Origin of the sequence: Lelliottia sp. SL45 (assembly GCF_026672535.1) — a bacterium.
GTDB lineage: Bacteria > Pseudomonadota > Gammaproteobacteria > Enterobacterales > Enterobacteriaceae > Enterobacter > Enterobacter nimipressuralis.
On the sequence record NZ_JAPPRH010000003.1, the window covers coordinates 1,573,836 to 1,590,259 of the forward strand.

At 55.9% G+C, this 16,424-nt stretch carries 17 protein-coding genes; 6 read left to right on the forward strand and 11 right to left on the reverse strand.

What is annotated here, in order from left to right:
• Window positions 1–9: 9 nt before the first annotated feature.
• From OVA10_RS13645 to sad, 7 genes are all read right to left on the reverse strand, one after another.
• Window positions 10–993 (reverse strand): sensor domain-containing diguanylate cyclase, encoded by a 984-nt coding sequence (locus tag OVA10_RS13645; protein WP_181827870.1) that lies wholly within the window; start codon window positions 991–993, stop codon window positions 10–12.
• Window positions 994–1,045: 52 nt separating this feature from the next.
• Complete coding sequence (locus OVA10_RS13650) at window positions 1,046–2,038, reverse strand: diguanylate cyclase (protein WP_248860277.1); 993 nt, start codon at window positions 2,036–2,038, stop codon at window positions 1,046–1,048.
• Window positions 2,039–2,218: 180 nt separating this feature from the next.
• Complete coding sequence (locus OVA10_RS13655) at window positions 2,219–3,667, reverse strand: GGDEF domain-containing protein (protein WP_268196151.1); 1,449 nt, start codon at window positions 3,665–3,667, stop codon at window positions 2,219–2,221.
• Window positions 3,668–3,775: 108 nt separating this feature from the next.
• A complete protein-coding gene (locus OVA10_RS13660; protein ID WP_181827867.1) occupies window positions 3,776–4,138 on the reverse strand; it encodes a DUF4186 domain-containing protein in 363 nt (120 codons plus the stop codon).
• Entirely contained in the window at window positions 4,138–5,064 is a 927-nt protein-coding gene (gene glsB / locus OVA10_RS13665; RefSeq protein WP_107703578.1) for a glutaminase B, read from the reverse strand. Before glsB ends, OVA10_RS13660 begins: the two co-directional genes overlap by 1 nt.
• A gap of 63 nt (window positions 5,065–5,127) precedes the next feature.
• On the reverse strand, window positions 5,128–6,705 hold the full coding sequence (locus OVA10_RS13670; protein WP_268196152.1) for a methyl-accepting chemotaxis protein: 1,578 nt from the start codon (window positions 6,703–6,705) through the stop codon (window positions 5,128–5,130).
• Window positions 6,706–6,827: 122 nt separating this feature from the next.
• Window positions 6,828–8,216 (reverse strand): succinate-semialdehyde dehydrogenase, encoded by a 1,389-nt coding sequence (gene sad, locus OVA10_RS13675; RefSeq protein WP_268196153.1) that lies wholly within the window; start codon window positions 8,214–8,216, stop codon window positions 6,828–6,830.
• A gap of 99 nt (window positions 8,217–8,315) precedes the next feature.
• Here sad and ptrR point away from each other — a divergent pair, with 99 nt between their 5' ends.
• A complete protein-coding gene (gene ptrR, locus OVA10_RS13680; protein WP_102103712.1) occupies window positions 8,316–9,194 on the forward strand; it encodes a putrescine utilization regulator PtrR in 879 nt (292 codons plus the stop codon).
• On the opposite strand, the gene OVA10_RS13685 is transcribed toward ptrR, so the two are convergent.
• Both OVA10_RS13685 and OVA10_RS13690 read right to left on the reverse strand, forming a co-directional pair.
• The gene (locus tag OVA10_RS13685) at window positions 9,148–9,630 is read right to left on the reverse strand and encodes a GNAT family N-acetyltransferase (protein WP_123427944.1); all 483 of its coding nucleotides are present in this window, start codon (window positions 9,628–9,630) and stop codon (window positions 9,148–9,150) included. The two genes, ptrR and OVA10_RS13685, sit on opposite strands and share 47 nt — an antisense overlap.
• A 224-nt stretch (window positions 9,631–9,854) precedes the next feature.
• Window positions 9,855–10,649 (reverse strand): PhzF family phenazine biosynthesis protein, encoded by a 795-nt coding sequence (locus tag OVA10_RS13690; RefSeq protein ID WP_268196154.1) that lies wholly within the window; start codon window positions 10,647–10,649, stop codon window positions 9,855–9,857.
• Window positions 10,650–10,822: 173 nt separating this feature from the next.
• Here OVA10_RS13690 and OVA10_RS13695 point away from each other — a divergent pair, with 173 nt between their 5' ends.
• On the forward strand, window positions 10,823–12,019 hold the full coding sequence (locus OVA10_RS13695) for a sugar transporter (protein ID WP_107703584.1): 1,197 nt from the start codon (window positions 10,823–10,825) through the stop codon (window positions 12,017–12,019).
• A gap of 58 nt (window positions 12,020–12,077) precedes the next feature.
• Here OVA10_RS13695 and OVA10_RS13700 read toward each other — a convergent pair whose 3' ends face one another.
• Window positions 12,078–12,743 carry a MarC family NAAT transporter gene (locus OVA10_RS13700; protein ID WP_100780182.1) on the reverse strand — a complete coding sequence of 222 codons (666 nt, stop codon included), beginning with the start codon at window positions 12,741–12,743 and terminating at the stop codon, window positions 12,078–12,080.
• Between the two features lie 257 nt (window positions 12,744–13,000).
• Here OVA10_RS13700 and marR point away from each other — a divergent pair, with 257 nt between their 5' ends.
• The 3 genes from marR to marB are packed head-to-tail and all read left to right on the forward strand — an operon-like array spanning window position 13,001 to window position 14,086.
• Window positions 13,001–13,435, forward strand: a complete 435-nt coding sequence (gene marR, locus OVA10_RS13705; protein WP_100780183.1) for a multiple antibiotic resistance transcriptional regulator MarR — start codon at window positions 13,001–13,003, stop codon at window positions 13,433–13,435.
• 17 nt (window positions 13,436–13,452) lie between these two features.
• Window positions 13,453–13,836 (forward strand): MDR efflux pump AcrAB transcriptional activator MarA, encoded by a 384-nt coding sequence (gene marA, locus OVA10_RS13710; RefSeq protein WP_142503360.1) that lies wholly within the window; start codon window positions 13,453–13,455, stop codon window positions 13,834–13,836.
• Window positions 13,837–13,867: 31 nt separating this feature from the next.
• Window positions 13,868–14,086 carry a multiple antibiotic resistance protein MarB gene (gene marB, locus OVA10_RS13715; RefSeq protein ID WP_100780185.1) on the forward strand — a complete coding sequence of 73 codons (219 nt, stop codon included), beginning with the start codon at window positions 13,868–13,870 and terminating at the stop codon, window positions 14,084–14,086.
• A 32-nt stretch (window positions 14,087–14,118) separates the two neighbouring features.
• Here marB and eamA read toward each other — a convergent pair whose 3' ends face one another.
• Entirely contained in the window at window positions 14,119–15,018 is a 900-nt protein-coding gene (eamA, locus tag OVA10_RS13720; RefSeq protein WP_107703585.1) for an O-acetylserine/cysteine exporter, read from the reverse strand.
• 189 nt (window positions 15,019–15,207) lie between these two features.
• On the opposite strand from eamA, the gene ydeE reads away from it, so the two are divergent.
• Window positions 15,208–16,401 (forward strand): efflux MFS transporter YdeE, encoded by a 1,194-nt coding sequence (gene ydeE / locus OVA10_RS13725; RefSeq protein WP_123427951.1) that lies wholly within the window; start codon window positions 15,208–15,210, stop codon window positions 16,399–16,401.
• Window positions 16,402–16,424: the final 23 nt, after the last annotated feature.

The following is a 16,424-nucleotide window of genomic DNA, read 5'->3' on the forward strand; positions in this document are numbered from 1 at the left end:
GCACGCCATTCATAGGCTTTTATTATGTCCGCTGTCTGCACTGTATCGCTGTTTCATGGCGAGGATTTTGTCGTGAGCGGTCTGTAGCCAGCGCTGCAAATCATCCTGCTGATGGTCGAATTCACAGATTCCCCAGGAGAATGTCAGGCTCCAGGGATGCAGCCCCCGCTGGTTGTATTCCGCGACCTGCTCATTGAGATACTGCATCGCAATCCAGGCCCCCTGCTCATCCGTATCGGCAAACAGAACCGCGAATTCATCGCTACCGTAACGCACCAGCAGATCCGCCTCACGGAACGAGGTGCGCATCAGCTCGGTCATGGCTTTCAGCGCCGCATCGCCTTCTGCTTGCCCGTAGCGTTCGTTGATTTGTCTGAAGCGGTCCAGATCCATCCAGGCGAGCGTCAATGGCTCTGCACGACGCCGGGCGCCGGATAAGGCAAACGCCGCTAACTGATTAAATCCACGCCGGTTAAACAGCCCCGTCAGCTCATCCGTCGTCGCCGCACAGGCGGCAGCGAACTCGTCTTCCGCCAGCGCTGCCAGGTCGCTCAGGGCGTTAAGATCGGCCGCAACAAAATCGCGGGGGACATAGTCCATCAAACACAGCGTGCCGACGATAGCGCCGTCGGGCAAGCGCAGCGGATACCCTGCGTAAAAACGTACGCCAGGCTGGCCTTTTACCAGCGGATTATCGGCAAAACGGGGATCATGTCGCGGGTCAGACACCACCAGCGGTGCGTTATTAAACAGCGTATGCCCACAGAAAGAGAGATTGCGCGGCAGAACGGCGGCCATGGCATTGTCTAAAGAGAGCGCCACCAGCGAACGTTCGTCGATCAGGTTCACCCTCGCCACCGGCACGGCAAACAGGCGTTTTGCCAGCCGGGTGATGCGATCGTAGGGTTGATGGTTGTTCGACTCCAAAAGCCTGGAATCACGCAGGGACAGCAGACGGTCTGATTCATTGGCAGGGATCGCGGGCGCTTTCATGATGTCTCCTGACACGCAGCTTTTTAATAGCTTAGCCTAAAGAAACGACTTGTCAGTGCGCAAAAATTCGATTTTTACCGCCGCGCTTAGCCTGGTAAAGGGCGGTGTCCGCCGCCTGCAGCCAGTCCGTTACGTTGGACATCTCGCGGGTTGCCCCCGCTATGCCAATACTGAGGGTGCAATTGACGGTTTCATGCGCCACATCTTGCATAATGGCGGCGGCCTCCATGATCCGCGACGCCACCACGTGCGCCTCATCGATGCTGGTATCCGGAAGCAGGATCACAAACTCATCGCCGCCCAGCCGCGCCGGGGTGTCTGTCTGACGTGTGGCAATGTGTAAAATCTCCGAGACCGAGGCGAGCAACGCATCCCCGACTTTATGCCCGAAACGATCGTTCACTTCTTTAAAATTATCGATATCAATGAACATCAGCGCCGATTCCCGGCAGGCCTGCTGAAGTTTATTCAGCTCGTGTTCGATGCGCTTTTCCAGCAGGCGCCGGTTCGCGATATCCAGCAGCGGATCCATCATCGCGATCCGCTCCAGCTCGCGGGATTTGATCCGCAGACGAATGGCAATACTGTCCGTCAGCACGCTAAGCGCAATGATGTAGATCGCAATCAGGGGCAAGGTGGCAAACATGGTCTGTTGCGAAACGGTGATAATAATCGCCATGCCCTGCAACAGCCAGGCAGCGAGAAACACCGCCAGCATGGCTATCGCCGCGCGCTTCATCAGGGCAAAACCGCCTGCGGACAGACGATCGGCCAGCAGGATCGTGGCAATCACCACCGAGGGCAGCGGATTCACGGCCATCATCGCGATCCAGAAGCCTCCTGCCCCTGCATCGATCACCAGATTTTGATGCTCTGCGGCCAGCGGCGTAGAAGACCGACTGGCGCGCAGCCAGGCGACGGTCGGCCAGACAAACGCGTTTAGCGCCAGCAAAAGCATTAGCCACACTGAACGTTGATGTTCAGTCAGGACAGAAAGAATAGGAATAAAGCAGAGAAAAGTGCCCAGGATACGCATCAGATACATACGTTTAACAAAACGACTCCCTGGTAAGCGATGGTTTTTACTCAGTTTATCAGTTCCGTTCATTACGCGATTTTTCCGATGTGTTATCACCGGTATCTTATTGAGCTTAAAAATACGTAGCAAGCAATTTATCAGCAAAGTGATAACATCAGGGCCGCATTCTGCCTGGGATGGATACGTTTACATCTGTTCCGTACTTTTTTGCGGTTCGACGACGCGCAGATCGTCTGGATGACGCGCACTGGTACGATTTCGCCCAGCTTTTTTCGAACGATAGAGATACTCGTCGGCTTCGGCTAACAGCTTATTAAAGACCTCCGTGAGTTGCCAGGATTCTGCTTTCGCACTCCCAAGCCCAATACTCACCGTCAAAAACAGCGTGTGCTGACCCCAGCTGAAGGGATGCGAAGCAACAGATTCTCTGATACGTTCTGCCAGCTCAACGCCCTGACGGGCATCAACGGTATTGGCCACGACCGCAAACTCTTCCCCGCCCATGCGCGCCACCAGCCCGTCCTCGCCCACCACCTGCTGCACCTGCCCGGCGAAAGAGGCCAGCACCCGGTCGCCACACTCATGACCATAGTTGTCATTAATACTTTTGAAGTAGTCGATATCGAGCAGCATCACGGTCAGAAAACGGGGATGACGATGGGACTCTTCGTGTTTCAGCGCTTCATACAAACCTGAGCGCGAATAGACGCGCGTCAGGAAGTCATAATCGGCGCGCAATGACACCTGATGAATCAGAGAGTTAATCGCCGCCACGCTCACGGAGACCATCACCGGGCAAATTGCCATGGTCGCGATGCCCAGACGCGCAGAGAACATCATCGGCGTCGAAAGCGGCGTCGCCACGGCAATATTAATAATCGAGTTCGCCACCAGGATGATCTCCACCCCGCCGGTGACAAAGGTCAGCAGACAGGTCGCGGGAAGCGAATAACGCACCGCACACCAGATCAGCGCCGGCAGCGGAAAGGCCAGGCTGCCCGCCCCGCCGATCACCACCGAGGCCAGGACAGAGACGATCAGTGCCACCACGGGCATAAAGTGTTCTACCCGCACCGGGTTCTTGATCTCAGGGATTTTAACGGTCAACAGGCACGGCAGAATCAGCACGCCAGTCGAGAACTGCTCGCTAAACCAGTCGGCAAACAGCGGCCAGAAAGTTTGACTGTCGATTCCGACGGAACCCATCGCCCCCACCAGTGCGCATAGCAGCGCGGCGATAAGGCAAAAGTTAAACAGGCGTAAGGCATTGATCGGGTCCGGAACCGTGCGGCCCCGACGTCTGTCCCGCGTCACCAGCAGCGCCACGGTCACGATAAACACCATATTGGAGAAGTTGATCACCACCGAGGCCATCCCCCAGTGGGTGGTCACCGCGTCGTACATCAGCATCGCGACATAGGACACCGCGTAATAGTGCAGGCGGTTAAGATACGCGTAACGGGCAAATACCCCGGCCATTACGCCATTCAGCGGCCAGAACAGTGAGAGCGCTTCCACCAGACGCAGTTCCGCACCAATAAAATAGAACAGCGTGGTCAGAATAAAAATACCGACCGCATTGCGAAGCGGATTATCGGGCAGAAAAGGCTTAAAGGATGTCAAAGAAGAAGGCATCAAATATCAATCCATATAATTGCTTAGCGCAATTATTTCGCGGTCATCAGCAGAATAATAAAAGATTAGCACGTATCTATAACATACATAGCCGGCATGCATAACCCATCAAGGTTGGGCGTTCATTTGCAGCACCAGCCAGTGGTGGATGACCGTCACAATGTAACGCTGCTGATCGGCATTTAACGCCTCGCCCCGGGGAATATGGTGCCATTTAGCGAGACAACCGCGACAGCAGGTTGCCGTAGCATGCTGGGCGATAAAGACCGGATGCCCGCGCATTGGGGTCTGCTTGCCGTCGTTGACGGGCATGGCCGCCGCCAGACGACGGGCAACAAAATCCGCGGCGTGTTGATCGATAGTTTCCGCCCCTTTGTCCCAGCAGTACTGCCGCTCTTTCGTGCCCAGTTTGAAGCGAGAACGAAAGGTTGAACGTGCCAGCCGGGCAAACAGATCGTCAAGGGTGTTCATCAGTAGACGGACCGCCCCAGCCGCTGGGTGAGTTTCTCCAGCACCGCCACGCCTGCCAGCGAGTTCCCGGCGTCATCCAGCTCCGGGCTCCAGACCGCAATCGCCATTTCGTGCGGCACAATCGCCACCACCCCGCCGCCGACGCCTGATTTAGCGGGCAGCCCGACGCGCCAGGCAAATTCCCCGGCGTTCTGATACATCCCGCTTGTCGCCATCAGCGCATTGACCTGACGCGCCTGCATCGGCGTCACAACTGCCTGATTATGTAGCGAGGAGAAGCCCTGATCGGCCAGAAACAGGAAAGTACGCGCGAGTTCCACACAGCTCATTTTCAGCGCGCAGTAGTGGAAATAGTTTTGCAGTACGGTAGCCACATCGTTATGGAAATTACCGAAAGACTTCATCAACCAGGCGATGGCGGCGTTTCGCGCCGAATGTTCAAACTCAGAGCGAGCAACGTTAGCGTCGTAACTCAGATCCGAAACGCCGCTCAGCTGGCGCACAATCTCCAGCATCCGCTGACGCGGCGCGCTAAGACGGCTTTGCAGCATGTCGCAGACCACCAGCGCACCGGCGTTGATAAAAGGATTGCGCGGTTTGCCCTGTTCGATTTCCAGCTGGAGCAGCGAGTTAAATGGCTGACCGGAAGGATCTTTCCCCACCCGCTGCCAGATCTCGTCTTCGTCATACTGACGCATCGCCGCAACCAGACTTAACACTTTGGAGATCGACTGAATCGAAAAGCGCTCGGCGGCATCGCCGGCCTGATAAAGCTCACCTTTCACGGTGCAAATGGCGATACCCAGCTTATTGCCACTGACGCACGCCAGCGCCGGAATGTAATCGGCAACCTTTCCCTGCCCGATTAACGGACGAACCTGCGCCAGAATCTCTTCCAGCATCTGATTATCGATGACCGCAGCCACATGTTGCTCCTTGCCTGGAGGCCAAAAACGGGCTGCGAGTATAACAGAGGCGAATGTGTCGCGTCAGGCGGGAAGACGAAAACGCGAAACCGCCTGCATCAGCAAATACGACTCATCGTGTAAGCGACGCGACGCCTGGGAGGCGGTGGTCACCAGTACATCCGTCTGTTGCGACACCTGATTCAGCGCCTGCAGCTGGCGCGTCATCTGATGAATACTCTCCCCCTGACTCATCGTGGCAGCAGAAATATCGTCAAGCAGACCGCTCAGATTTGCCACCAGCCCGGTCACCTGCTGCAGGTTGTTCTCAAGCTTCACCACCGCTTTCGATCCGTCTTCAATTCCCTGTAACGAGTGATTAATCAGCTCCTGAATGGTTTGCGTCGAGTGACTGCTTTTTCTCGCCAGCAATCCCACTTCACGCGCAACAACTGCAAACCCTCGCCCCTGATTGCCCGCATGGGCGGCTTCAATAGCGGCGTTCAGCGCCAGAATGTTGGTCTGAAATGCCACGCTGTCGATCATCGAGACGATCCCGCGCATCTCTGACGATCGTTCTACGATCGCCTGCATGGAAGCATTAACGGTCGACATCATGATATCGCCCCCCGCCGCCGTCTTGCGCGCCTCATCCGCACGCGAGCTGGCGAGCTTCGCGTACCCGGTATTGCCCTCCACGTGGGTTTCCAGCGTGGCGATGTGCGCCGTCACGTCGCTCAGTTCCTGTGCCTGACGCGCAGACTGCTGATACAGCTTCTGATTGCCTTCCGCCAGTTCGCCGATGTTTTCCACCATTGCGGTTGTGGCTTCACTCACCTGCGTCACCAGCTGCTGTAATCCGCGCTGCATGGTGCTAATACTGGCGCTCAACTGCCCGATTTCGCGGTTAAAATTGTTTACAGCCGGCGCGGTACCTGAGAGATCTCCGGCGGCGAGCTGGTTGATATGAGCGATAAGCCTGCGCAGCGGGGCAATCACCCAGCGCGACATCCCAAACCATACCGCCACCGCAATCAGCAGCAGGACCACTGGCGCCAGCAGGAACAGCGACTGCAAATCAGCGAGGCGATCCATCAGCGACTGGCGCCCTTCTCCTGCCCGTTGTTCGCTCAGTTGCTGATAGCGCGCGTAGTTATCATTAAAGTCGGTCTGAAACGCCTGGGCGGGGACGGCAAAAAAGGCGTCAATGGAGTGGGTCTTTACCAGCCCTTCCGCCTGCTCATTGATGGCGCCGTAGAATAACTGATAGCTATTAATCAGCGCCTCGTCTTTGAGCGGATTCAGCGCCAGCCAGCCCTTCCAGGCCTCCTGGGAAGCATTAAGCGCCTTTTGCGCTTCATCCATCAGACTGTTCCAGCTCCCTTCAGAGCCGGTCTCTTTATCCTGCATAAAATAGACGCCCGAGCGATTGAGCAGATCGCTTGCCGCCAGCAGGGAGACACGCGCCAGATCCAGTTTGCTTTGCTGCTGTTGCGTCAGCTGATTTTGTTGTTCATTGCGCTGGGCATCACGAAGCGAGGCGGTCAGGAGAATTGACGAGGAGAGCTGCAGGGCGGAGAAAAGCCCGATAATACAAAAGATGCCCGCCAGCAGACCAAACTGACGCTTCGCAATACGGCTGAAAATTTGCGTTAGGTTCATAATATTCTTCTGTAACAGTACGTTAGACGCGTGGGAGTCTACGAAACGCAAATGACAGAACCATGACACAAAAATGACAAAGGCCTTCGCGGTGAAGGCCTTTTAAGCAAGTTTAACAAGACCTACACGCGGTCTTTCCATACGGTCTGGATATTGCAGAACTCATGCAAACCGAAGTGAGACAACTCACGGCCAAAGCCGCTCTTCTTCACGCCGCCAAAGGCCACGCGCGCATCGCTGGCACTGTAGCCATTGATGAACACCCCGCCGCACTCCAGCTGGCGAGCAAACGCCTCGGCACGTTGCGCATCGGCGGTAAACACGGTCGCCGACAGACCAAAATCACTGTCGTTTGCAAGCATCAGGGCATGTTCCGCGTCTTTCGCCACGGTGATCGCGGCGACCGGCCCGAACAGCTCCTGACGAAACGCGGTCATCTCTGGGGTAACGTTGCCTAATACGGTCGCCGGATAGTAATTCCCCGCACCGGCCACTTTCTCTCCGCCGAGTAAAAGCGTTGCGCCCTCGTTAAGCGTCGCCTGTACCTGCTGATGCAGTTCATCACGCAGATCGAACCGCGCCATCGGCCCCAGATAGTTCTCTTCGTTATCGGGCGCGCCCATCTTCAGGGCCGCAGCAGCCGCGACAAAGCGTTCGGTAAACTGCTCTGCGATCCCCTCTTCGACAATAAAGCGTTTAGCGGCCGCACACACCTGTCCGGTATTCTGATAGCGTCCGGCGACGGCCGCTTTCACGGCCAGATCCAGATCCGCATCGTTCAGCACAATAAAGGGATCGGACCCACCCAGCTCCAGCACGCATTTTTTGAGAGCCGCAGCCGCCTGGGCGCCAATCGCCGCCCCGGCACGTACGCTCCCGGTGACGGTAATCGCAGCGATGCGACGATCGTTAATCGCCTGGCTGACGCCGTCGTTCGTGGCGTTGACCCAGCCAAACACCCCTGGCGCAAAACCGGCATCCGCGAACATCTCGCCGATAAGCGTCGCCGACCCCAGAACGTTCGGCGCGTGTTTAAGCAGATAGCTGTTACCGGCGAGCAGAATCGGTACCGCCCCGCGCAGCACCTGCCACAGCGGGAAGTTCCACGGCATCACTGCCAGCACCGGTCCCAGCGGGCGATACTCGATCACCGCTTTTTGATTTTCAACCTGCGTCGGATCCGCAGCCAGCATCGCCGGGCCGTGCTGGGCGTACCAGTCGCACAGACCGGCAGATTTCGTCACTTCGGCGCGTGCCTGCAAAATAGGTTTACCCATCTCACGGGACATCATTTGCGCCATCTCTTCTGCGCGCGCCCGCAGTGCGCTAGCAAGATCGCGCAGTTTCTGCGCCCGGTGAGTAACGCTTTCATTGCGCCACTGACGGAAACCGCGATCCGCCAGCGCGATTGCCTGCTCTAACTCGGCGGCGGTGGCCCACGGATAGGCCGCGAGGGTTTCGCCGTTAGCCGGATTAATTGACAGCGCATGGGTAGCCGGTGAATGAGTCATAGTCTTCTCCACGTAATAAGGGTTGATTGATTGTGGCTCACTCTGCTATTTCTTAAAAATGAATAATACTGACTCACTTATTCACGAATAGAGAATGCTATGGATTTAACTCAGCTCGAAATGTTTAACGCCGTCGCGCAGACCGGGAGCATCACCCAGGCGGCGCAAAAGGTGCATCGTGTTCCGTCCAACCTGACCACCCGAATCCGACAGCTGGAGGCGGATCTTGGCGTTGAGCTGTTTATCCGTGAAAACCAGCGTTTGCGCCTCTCTCCCGCCGGGCATAACTTTCTGCGCTACAGCAAGCAGATCCTCGCCTTGGTCGATGAGGCACGGATGGTGGTCGCCGGGGATGAACCGCAGGGGCTGTTCGCTCTGGGCGCGCTGGAGAGCACCGCCGCGGTGCGGATTCCTGAATCCCTTGCGCAGTTTAACCAGCGCTATCCGCGCATTCAGTTCGCCCTGTCCACCGGACCTTCCGGCACGATGATCGATGGCGTGCTGGAGGGCACGTTGAGCGCAGCGTTTGTCGACGGGCCGCTCTCGCATCCGGAGCTGGACGGGATGCCGGTCTATCAGGAAGAGATGATGCTGGTCGCCGCCGCCGGGCATGAAAAGGTGTCGCGCGCCACGCAGGTAAGCGGTCGGGACGTGTATGCGTTTCGCGCCAACTGCTCCTATAGACGGCATCTGGAGAGCTGGTTTCACGCAGACCGCGCCACGCCGGGGCGGATCCATGAGATGGAGTCGTACCACGGTATGCTGGCCTGTGTGATTGCGGGCGCAGGTATTGCGCTGATGCCCCGCTCGATGCTGGAGAGCATGCCGGGGCATCTTCAGGTGGAGGCGTGGCCGCTGGCAGAAAACTGGCGCTGGCTCACGACCTGGCTGGTGTGGCGACGCGGCGCAATGACGCGTCAGTTGGAAGCGTTTATAGCACTGCTAAACGAACGTCAGCCACCAGCACCTTCTCCATAAACAGGCTCAGCGGATCTTCGTCGTAGGGCGGAAACGCCGGGCGCGCCTGATAACCGCAGCGCTCATACAGCTGGATAGCCGCGTGCTGCTTGATACCGGTTTCGAGGCGCAACGTGTGGCAGTGGCGGCTCAGGGCTTCGTCTTCCAGCGCCGCCAGCAGTTTTTCCCCAAGCCTTTGTCCGCGATGGGTGGGATCGATATACACCCGTTTCATCTCCCCGCTGCCGTCGCCGTTGAGCACGATCGCCCCGCAGCCCACGGCATTCAGCTGGTTATCACGGATCACCATCATTAAAAGCGACCCCGCCGCCAGCTGGGTGAGATCGACCAGATGGTTGCTTTCCGCCGGGTAAAGCTCAGTTTGATAGCTGTCCAGGGCGGCGATCAGCGCCACAATATCCGGATGAGAGGCAGATTCAGAGGTAATGGAATACATGGCAGGCTCCTTTTGTTGTTTGTTATCAACATAGCTGCCACCTCGGTTCAGGTGTTCATACTTTTAACTTATCTCTGCACCTCGTTTGAGGATTGCCTGATAAAGGGTGCCAAAAATGCGGGGCACTGTAATTATATACAGTCATTATATTTAAACCGCGATAACCTCTCCCCCTACTGGCAGCATGCCCGCAGACTGCGGGCATGTAGACGGATAGGCGAACCCTATTGGCGCAGGAAGATTTTTCCTTTGAGATACAGCGTGGCTTGCCCGCCAATCAGCACCCGGTCGCCCAGCAGCTCACAGCGCAGATCCCCGCCTCTGGCCGACACCTGGCGCGCCTGCATCTGCGTTTTGCCGAGCTTTTCGCTCCAGTAGGGAATCAGCATACTGTGGGTGGAGCCTGTCACCGGATCTTCTGGCACGCCTTCGCCTGGGCAGAAGAAGCGGCTGACGAAATCCGCTTCGTCACCGGGGGCCGTAATACAGACCATTTTGTCGAGCGGGATCATGGATGAGATATCCGGGCTGATGGACTCAACCTGCTGCTGGTTTTCCAGCACCACCATATAGTCTCGCGCCACGCGAACCTCTTTCGCGCTGGTGATCCCAAGGGAGTAAAACAGCAGCGCCGGAGGATTATCGACGGACTCACTCGCCCACGCCGGGAAGTTGAGCGTCAGCCAGTCGCCGTTGCGCTTCACGGTCAGTTTGCCGACAAAACGGGTAGTGAAGGTAATTTCCGTATGCGGATAGTCGAGATATTCGAAGATCACATGCGACGCCGCCAGCGTGGCATGCCCGCACAGGTCAATCTCATCAAGTGTCGTAAACCAGCGCAGCTCAAAACCCTCGTCCGTACGCACGAAGAACGCCGTCTCCGACTGATTATGTTGCTTCGCCATGCTGAGCAACGTCTCGTCCGGAAGCCACTCCTCCAGCGGACACACTGCGGCGGCGTTGCCACCAAAGGCTTTATCGCTGAAGGCATCCACCAGATAAAAATCAATTTCTTGCATCGTCGTACCGCCTGTTTTTATTGTGCTGTTCTTTATATTCAAGGAAAACAACGTCCTTCGCTACAGGACGTATAAGCAAAATATTGAGATCTGCATCACATAATGATTGTCTTTTAGCCAGTTAAGGCTTTAAGATCGCCCTCTCATCTTTTCAGCAACGAACCCCAAATCTTATGCCTTCGAACACAGTTTCACGCAAGGTCGCGTGGCTACGTGTGGTCACGCTTGCCATTGCCGCGTTTATATTCAATACCACGGAATTTGTTCCCGTGGGTCTGCTTTCCGATATCGCTCAAAGTTTCCAGATGGAAACTGCGCAGGTCGGGATCATGCTGACCATCTACGCGTGGGTGGTAGCGCTGATGTCCCTGCCGTTTATGCTGCTGACCAGCCAGATGGAGCGACGCAAGCTGTTGATTGGCCTGTTTGTGCTGTTTATCGCCAGCCATGTGCTGTCGTTCCTCGCCTGGAACTTTACCGTGCTGGTGATAAGCCGCATCGGTATTGCGTTCGCTCACGCCATTTTCTGGTCGATTACCGCCTCGCTGGCCATTCGTCTGGCACCTGCAGGTAAACGCGCGCAGGCGCTGAGCCTGCTGGCGACCGGCACCGCGCTGGCGATGGTGCTCGGCCTGCCTATCGGGCGCATCGTCGGGCAGTATTTCGGCTGGAGAACCACCTTCTTTGCCATCGGTATGGGCGCGTTGATCACCCTGCTGTGCCTGATCAAACTCCTGCCGAAATTACCGAGTGAACACTCTGGCTCGCTTAAAAGCCTGCCGGTGCTGTTCCGCCGCCCGGCGCTGATGAGTATTTATCTGCTGACGGTCATTGTCGTTACCGCCCACTACACGGCCTACAGCTATATTGAACCTTTTGTGCAGGTTGTCGCGGGCTTTAGCGCTAATTTTGCAACGGTCTTGCTGCTGCTTCTCGGTGGGGCTGGCATTATCGGCAGTATCCTGTTTGGTAAACTGGGCAATCAGCACGCGTCGCTACTGGTGAGCGGCGCTATCGGTGCCCTGATGCTGTGTCTGGTGTTGCTGATGCCGGCGGCAGGCAGCGAAACAAATCTGGCGATACTGAGTATTTGCTGGGGCGTGGCGATGATGATTATCGGCCTCGGTATGCAGGTTAAAGTCCTGGCGCTGGCACCGGATGCCACCGATGTAGCGATGTCGCTCTTCTCCGGGATCTTCAATTTAGGCATCGGCGCGGGTGCGCTGGTGGGAAATCAGATCAGCCTGCATTTTTCTATGTCAGCAATTGGCTATCTGGGGGCGATTCCGGCGCTGGCGGCGTTGATCTGGTCGATTCTGATCTTCCGCAAGTGGCCGGTAGCGCTGGAAGAGCAGACACATCATGGGTGATGTCTGCCGAAGAAAGTAGCAATTGCCCGGGCCTACAGATTGTGTAGGCCCGGCTGTGTTAGTGGTAGGTCTTAATAATTTCCAGTACGCCGTTAATAATAAACTGCACACCCATACAGACCAGCAGGAAGCCCATCAGACGAGAAATCGCCTCGATACCGCCTTTACCCACCCAACGCATGATCGCGCCGGAACTGCGCAAACATCCCCACAAAATGACGCCGATTATGGCAAAGATCAGCGGTGGCGCCACCATGACGACCCACGCGGAGAAGGTTGTGCCATCACGTACCGTTGACGCGGAGCTGATAATCATCGCTATCGTCCCTGGCCCTGCCGTGCTTGGCATGGCGAGCGGTACAAATGCGATATTAGCGGAAGGCTCAGACTCCATCTCTTCCGATTTGCTTTTCGCTTCCGGCGATTCATGGGCTTTGTGCGCCGGGAACAGCATGCGGAAACCGATAAAGGCGACGATTAAGCCCCCTGCAATTCGTAACCCGGGAATCGAAATTCCGAAGGTATTCATCACCACCTGTCCGGCGTAATACGCCACCATCATGATGATGAAAACATACACCGATGCCATCAACGACTGGTGGTTACGTTCGGCGCTATTCATGTTGCCCGCCAGCCCTAAAAACAACGCCACGGTTGTTAACGGGTTCGCCAGCGGCAGCAGCACCACCAGCCCAAGTCCTATTGCCTGAATTAATTCCACCATAGTGCGTCGTCGTCCTTATCCATAATCAACACTGACAGTATACGGTGAAATGGCCTGACACAGCCATGCAGACAACGTAAGCAGTGTTTTCCGCTGAATTACGATAACCCAGCGTTATGTTTATGATTTAAAAGGACTCAAAAAAAGTTCATGAAACGTTTTAGCAAATCGTGGCATCGGCGGATACATTCGGTTGACTTATACTTGCCTGAGCAATAATATCTGCCGTGATTAAACTACTTGCCAGGGCAACCATTGTGAAAAGCACCAGTGATCTCTTTAACGAAATTATTCCACTGGGCCGTCTTATTCATATGGTGAACCAGAAAAAAGATCGCCTGCTCAACGACTATCTGTCTCCGATGGACATCACTGCGACCCAGTTCAAAGTGCTGTGCTCCATTCGCTGCGAAGTGTGCATCACCCCGGTTGAGCTGAAAAAGGTGCTCTCTGTCGACCTTGGCGCGCTCACGCGCATGCTCGATCGTCTTGTCTGCAAAGGATGGATTGAAAGGCGACCTAACCCCAATGACAAGCGCGGCGTACTGGTGCAGCTCACCAGCGATGGTGCGGCCATGTGCGAACGCTGTCATGAGTTAGTAGGACAAACACTGCACCAGGAACTAACAAAAAACTTAACGGCGGATGAAGTGGTCACTCTTGAGCATTTGCTGAAGAAAATCCTGCCGTAAACAGAAGAGGTATGACGATGTCCAGACGCAATAATGACGCCATCACTATTCATAGCATTTTGGACTGGATCGAAGATAACCTGGAATCGCCGCTCTCACTTGAGAAGGTGTCTGAGCGTTCAGGTTACTCAAAATGGCACCTGCAACGGATGTTCAAAAAAGAGACCGGTCATTCTTTAGGGCAATACATCCGCAGCCGTAAGCTGACGGAAATTGCGCAGAAACTGAAAGAGAGCAACGAGCCGATTCTGTATCTGGCTGAGCGTTATGGGTTTGAATCGCAACAAACCCTGACCCGCACGTTCAAGAACTATTTCGACGTGCCGCCGCACAAGTACCGAATCACCAGTATGCCCGGCGAATCCCGCTATCTGCATCCGCTAACACATTGTAATTGCTAATCGCCTGTAATAAGACGTAACCGAGGAAATCATGAAACGTATCGCCTCCGCCGCCCTCACCTTACTGGTGCTGGTCTCCGGCCAGACTTTTGCGGAGCAAACCACTCACGCTAATCAGCAGAACAGCCGCACCACGATGGTTCTGCCTACCGCACACGATCAATCACCGTTTGATTTCAATCATATGGGTGCGGGTAGCGACAAATCCGACGAATTAGGCGTGCCGTATTACAATCAGCACGACCTCTGATTCGTTTTTGCCCCGCGTTTGCGGGGCTTTTTTCATCCCCTGATGCGCGTCGCCCGACGCAGCCGCAATCCAAAGACATTGATGTACAGCCCCGCCATGATCAGCACCGCGCCGATCAGTTGCAGCATCGTCAGTTTTTCGCCCAGCAGAACTGCCGCACTCGCCAGCCCGACCACCGGCACCAGCAGTGACAACGGCGCCACGCGCCAGGTTTCATAACGCCCGAGCAGCGTTCCCCAGATGCCATACCCGACGATCGTCGCGACGAAGGCCAGATACACCAGCGACAAAATGGTGGTGAGATCGATCTCAATCAGGCTTTTCAGCATCAGCGCCGGGCCGTCAAACATCAGCGACGCCACCATAAACGGAATGACCGGGATCAGCGCGCTCCAGACCACCAGCGACATCACCGCCGGGCGCGCCTCGTGCTGCATAATGAGCTTGTTGAAGATATTTCCGCACGCCCAGCTCAGCCCTGCGGCCAGTGTGAGCATAAAGCCCAGCATCGCCACGTGCTGACCGTTCAGACTCGCTTCGGCGAGCACCAGCACGCCAAATACCGCAAGCGTAATCCCCGCCAGCTGTTTGCCCTGTAAACGCTCACCAAAGACAAACGCGCCAAGAATGATGGTGAAGAAAGCCTGCGCCTGTAACACCAGCGATGCCAGCCCGGCTGGCATCCCAAACTTGATGGCGCAGAACAGAAAGGCAAACTGACCAAAGCTGATGGTCAGGCCGTAGCCGAGCAGCAGACGAAACGGGATCTTTGGACGGGCGACAAAAAACAGCGCCGGGAAGGCCACCAGTAAAAAGCGCAAACCGGCGAGCATCAGCGGAGGCATATTGTGCAGCCCCACTTTAATCACCACAAAATTCAGTCCCCATACCACGACCACCAGCAACGCCAGCAGTCCGTCTTTGCGCGTCATACCCTGCCCCTGATTTATTAAATTTTTGTAAACAGATTCAAGGTAACGAAAAAAGCGAGTGAGGAAAAGATCATTAATTCTGGCAGTCAGACAAAGCGCTTACGGAAAAATTGGGTGGTATACAACTCCCCTTATGGCGTGATAATCATTGAGACATAAAAAAAGCATAAGCATATGTCGGGCAGGAAAATGAAATCATCACTCAGGCGCTCAACCGCAGCGTTGTTGGCATCGTCATTACTGTTAACCATCGGTCGGGGGGCCACGCTGCCCTTTATGACCATCTACCTCACGCGCGTTTACCAGATGAGCGTGGCGAATATCGGCTATGCCCTGACCATCGCCCTGACCATTGGCGTGGTGTTCAGCATGGGGTTTGGCATCCTGGCGGATAAGTTCGATAAAAAGCGCTACATGCTGCTGTCGATTCTGGCGTTTATCGCCGGTTTCGTGGCCATTCCGCTGGTGAATAATGTCACCCTGGTGGTGCTGTTCTTCGCGGTGATTAACTGCGCGTACTCTGTGTTCTCAACCGTACTCAAAGCCTGGTTTGCAGATGTACTGACGCCTGGCGAGAAAGCGCGCGTCTTCTCTCTCAACTACAGTTTTCTGAATATCGGCTGGACGGTCGGGCCGCCGATTGGCACTTTGCTGGTGATGTACAGCCTGCAACTGCCTTTCTGGCTGGCGGCCTTCTGCGCCGCACTGCCGCTGGTGTTTATTCAGGTGTATGTGCAAAAGAGTATTGCGGCAGACAGTGACAACGTCACCGTTCCGTGGCAACCCTCGGTGCTGCTTCGTGACCGGGCGCTGTTCTGGTATACGCTCTCTGGTCTGCTGGCCTCTTACGTCGGCGGCTCGTTCGCCAGCTGTATCTCCCAGTATGTGCTGGCGGCGGATTACACCAGTGAATTCGCAGAAAAAGTGGTCGCCGTGGTGCTGCCTGCCAACGCCGCGATGGTGGTCTCTCTGCAATATTTTATCGGTCGCAGGCTGAAGGCCAGCAATATTCGTCCGCTGATGGCGCTCGGGACACTCTTCTTCCTGCTCGGGCTGGGCGGGTTTATGCTCTCGGGCACCAATTTGATCTACTGGGGAATTGCCTCGGCGGTGTTTACCATCGGCGAGATTATCTATGCACCGGGTGAATATCTGCTGATCGATAACATCGCGCCGCCGGGGATGAAAGCGAGCTACTTCTCGGCGCAGGCGCTGGGCTGGCTGGGCGCGGCGGCGAACCCGATGATTACCGGACTCATTCTGACCCACCTGCCGCACTGGTCGCTGTTTGTGATTATGATGGTTGCGATTGTGGTGGCCTGGCTGATGATCCTGCGCGGGATGAGCGTGAAGCCCTGGGCTGAGCGAGTGGAAACGGCGTAGCGTGTTGCCGGGCTGCGTTGCGC

Excerpts from the sequence above, each read along its gene's own strand:
- OVA10_RS13645 (WP_181827870.1), bottom strand. The coding sequence starts at position 993 with ATGAAAGCGCCCGCGATCCCTGCCAATGAATCAGACCGTCTGCTGTCC.
- OVA10_RS13650 (WP_248860277.1), bottom strand. The coding sequence starts at position 2,038 with ATGTATCTGATGCGTATCCTGGGCACTTTTCTCTGCTTTATTCCTATT.
- OVA10_RS13655 (WP_268196151.1), bottom strand. The coding sequence starts at position 3,667 with ATGCCTTCTTCTTTGACATCCTTTAAGCCTTTTCTGCCCGATAATCCG.
- OVA10_RS13660 (WP_181827867.1), bottom strand. The coding sequence starts at position 4,138 with ATGAACACCCTTGACGATCTGTTTGCCCGGCTGGCACGTTCAACCTTT.
- OVA10_RS13670 (WP_268196152.1), bottom strand. The coding sequence starts at position 6,705 with ATGAACCTAACGCAAATTTTCAGCCGTATTGCGAAGCGTCAGTTTGGT.
- sad (WP_268196153.1), bottom strand. The coding sequence starts at position 8,216 with ATGACTCATTCACCGGCTACCCATGCGCTGTCAATTAATCCGGCTAAC.
- ptrR (WP_102103712.1), top strand. The coding sequence starts at position 8,316 with ATGGATTTAACTCAGCTCGAAATGTTTAACGCCGTCGCGCAGACCGGG.
- OVA10_RS13685 (WP_123427944.1), bottom strand. The coding sequence starts at position 9,630 with ATGTATTCCATTACCTCTGAATCTGCCTCTCATCCGGATATTGTGGCG.
- OVA10_RS13690 (WP_268196154.1), bottom strand. The coding sequence starts at position 10,649 with ATGCAAGAAATTGATTTTTATCTGGTGGATGCCTTCAGCGATAAAGCC.
- OVA10_RS13695 (WP_107703584.1), top strand. The coding sequence starts at position 10,823 with ATGCCTTCGAACACAGTTTCACGCAAGGTCGCGTGGCTACGTGTGGTC.
- OVA10_RS13700 (WP_100780182.1), bottom strand. The coding sequence starts at position 12,743 with ATGGTGGAATTAATTCAGGCAATAGGACTTGGGCTGGTGGTGCTGCTG.
- marA (WP_142503360.1), top strand. The coding sequence starts at position 13,453 with ATGTCCAGACGCAATAATGACGCCATCACTATTCATAGCATTTTGGAC.
- marB (WP_100780185.1), top strand. The coding sequence starts at position 13,868 with ATGAAACGTATCGCCTCCGCCGCCCTCACCTTACTGGTGCTGGTCTCC.
- eamA (WP_107703585.1), bottom strand. The coding sequence starts at position 15,018 with ATGACGCGCAAAGACGGACTGCTGGCGTTGCTGGTGGTCGTGGTATGG.
- ydeE (WP_123427951.1), top strand. The coding sequence starts at position 15,208 with ATGAAATCATCACTCAGGCGCTCAACCGCAGCGTTGTTGGCATCGTCA.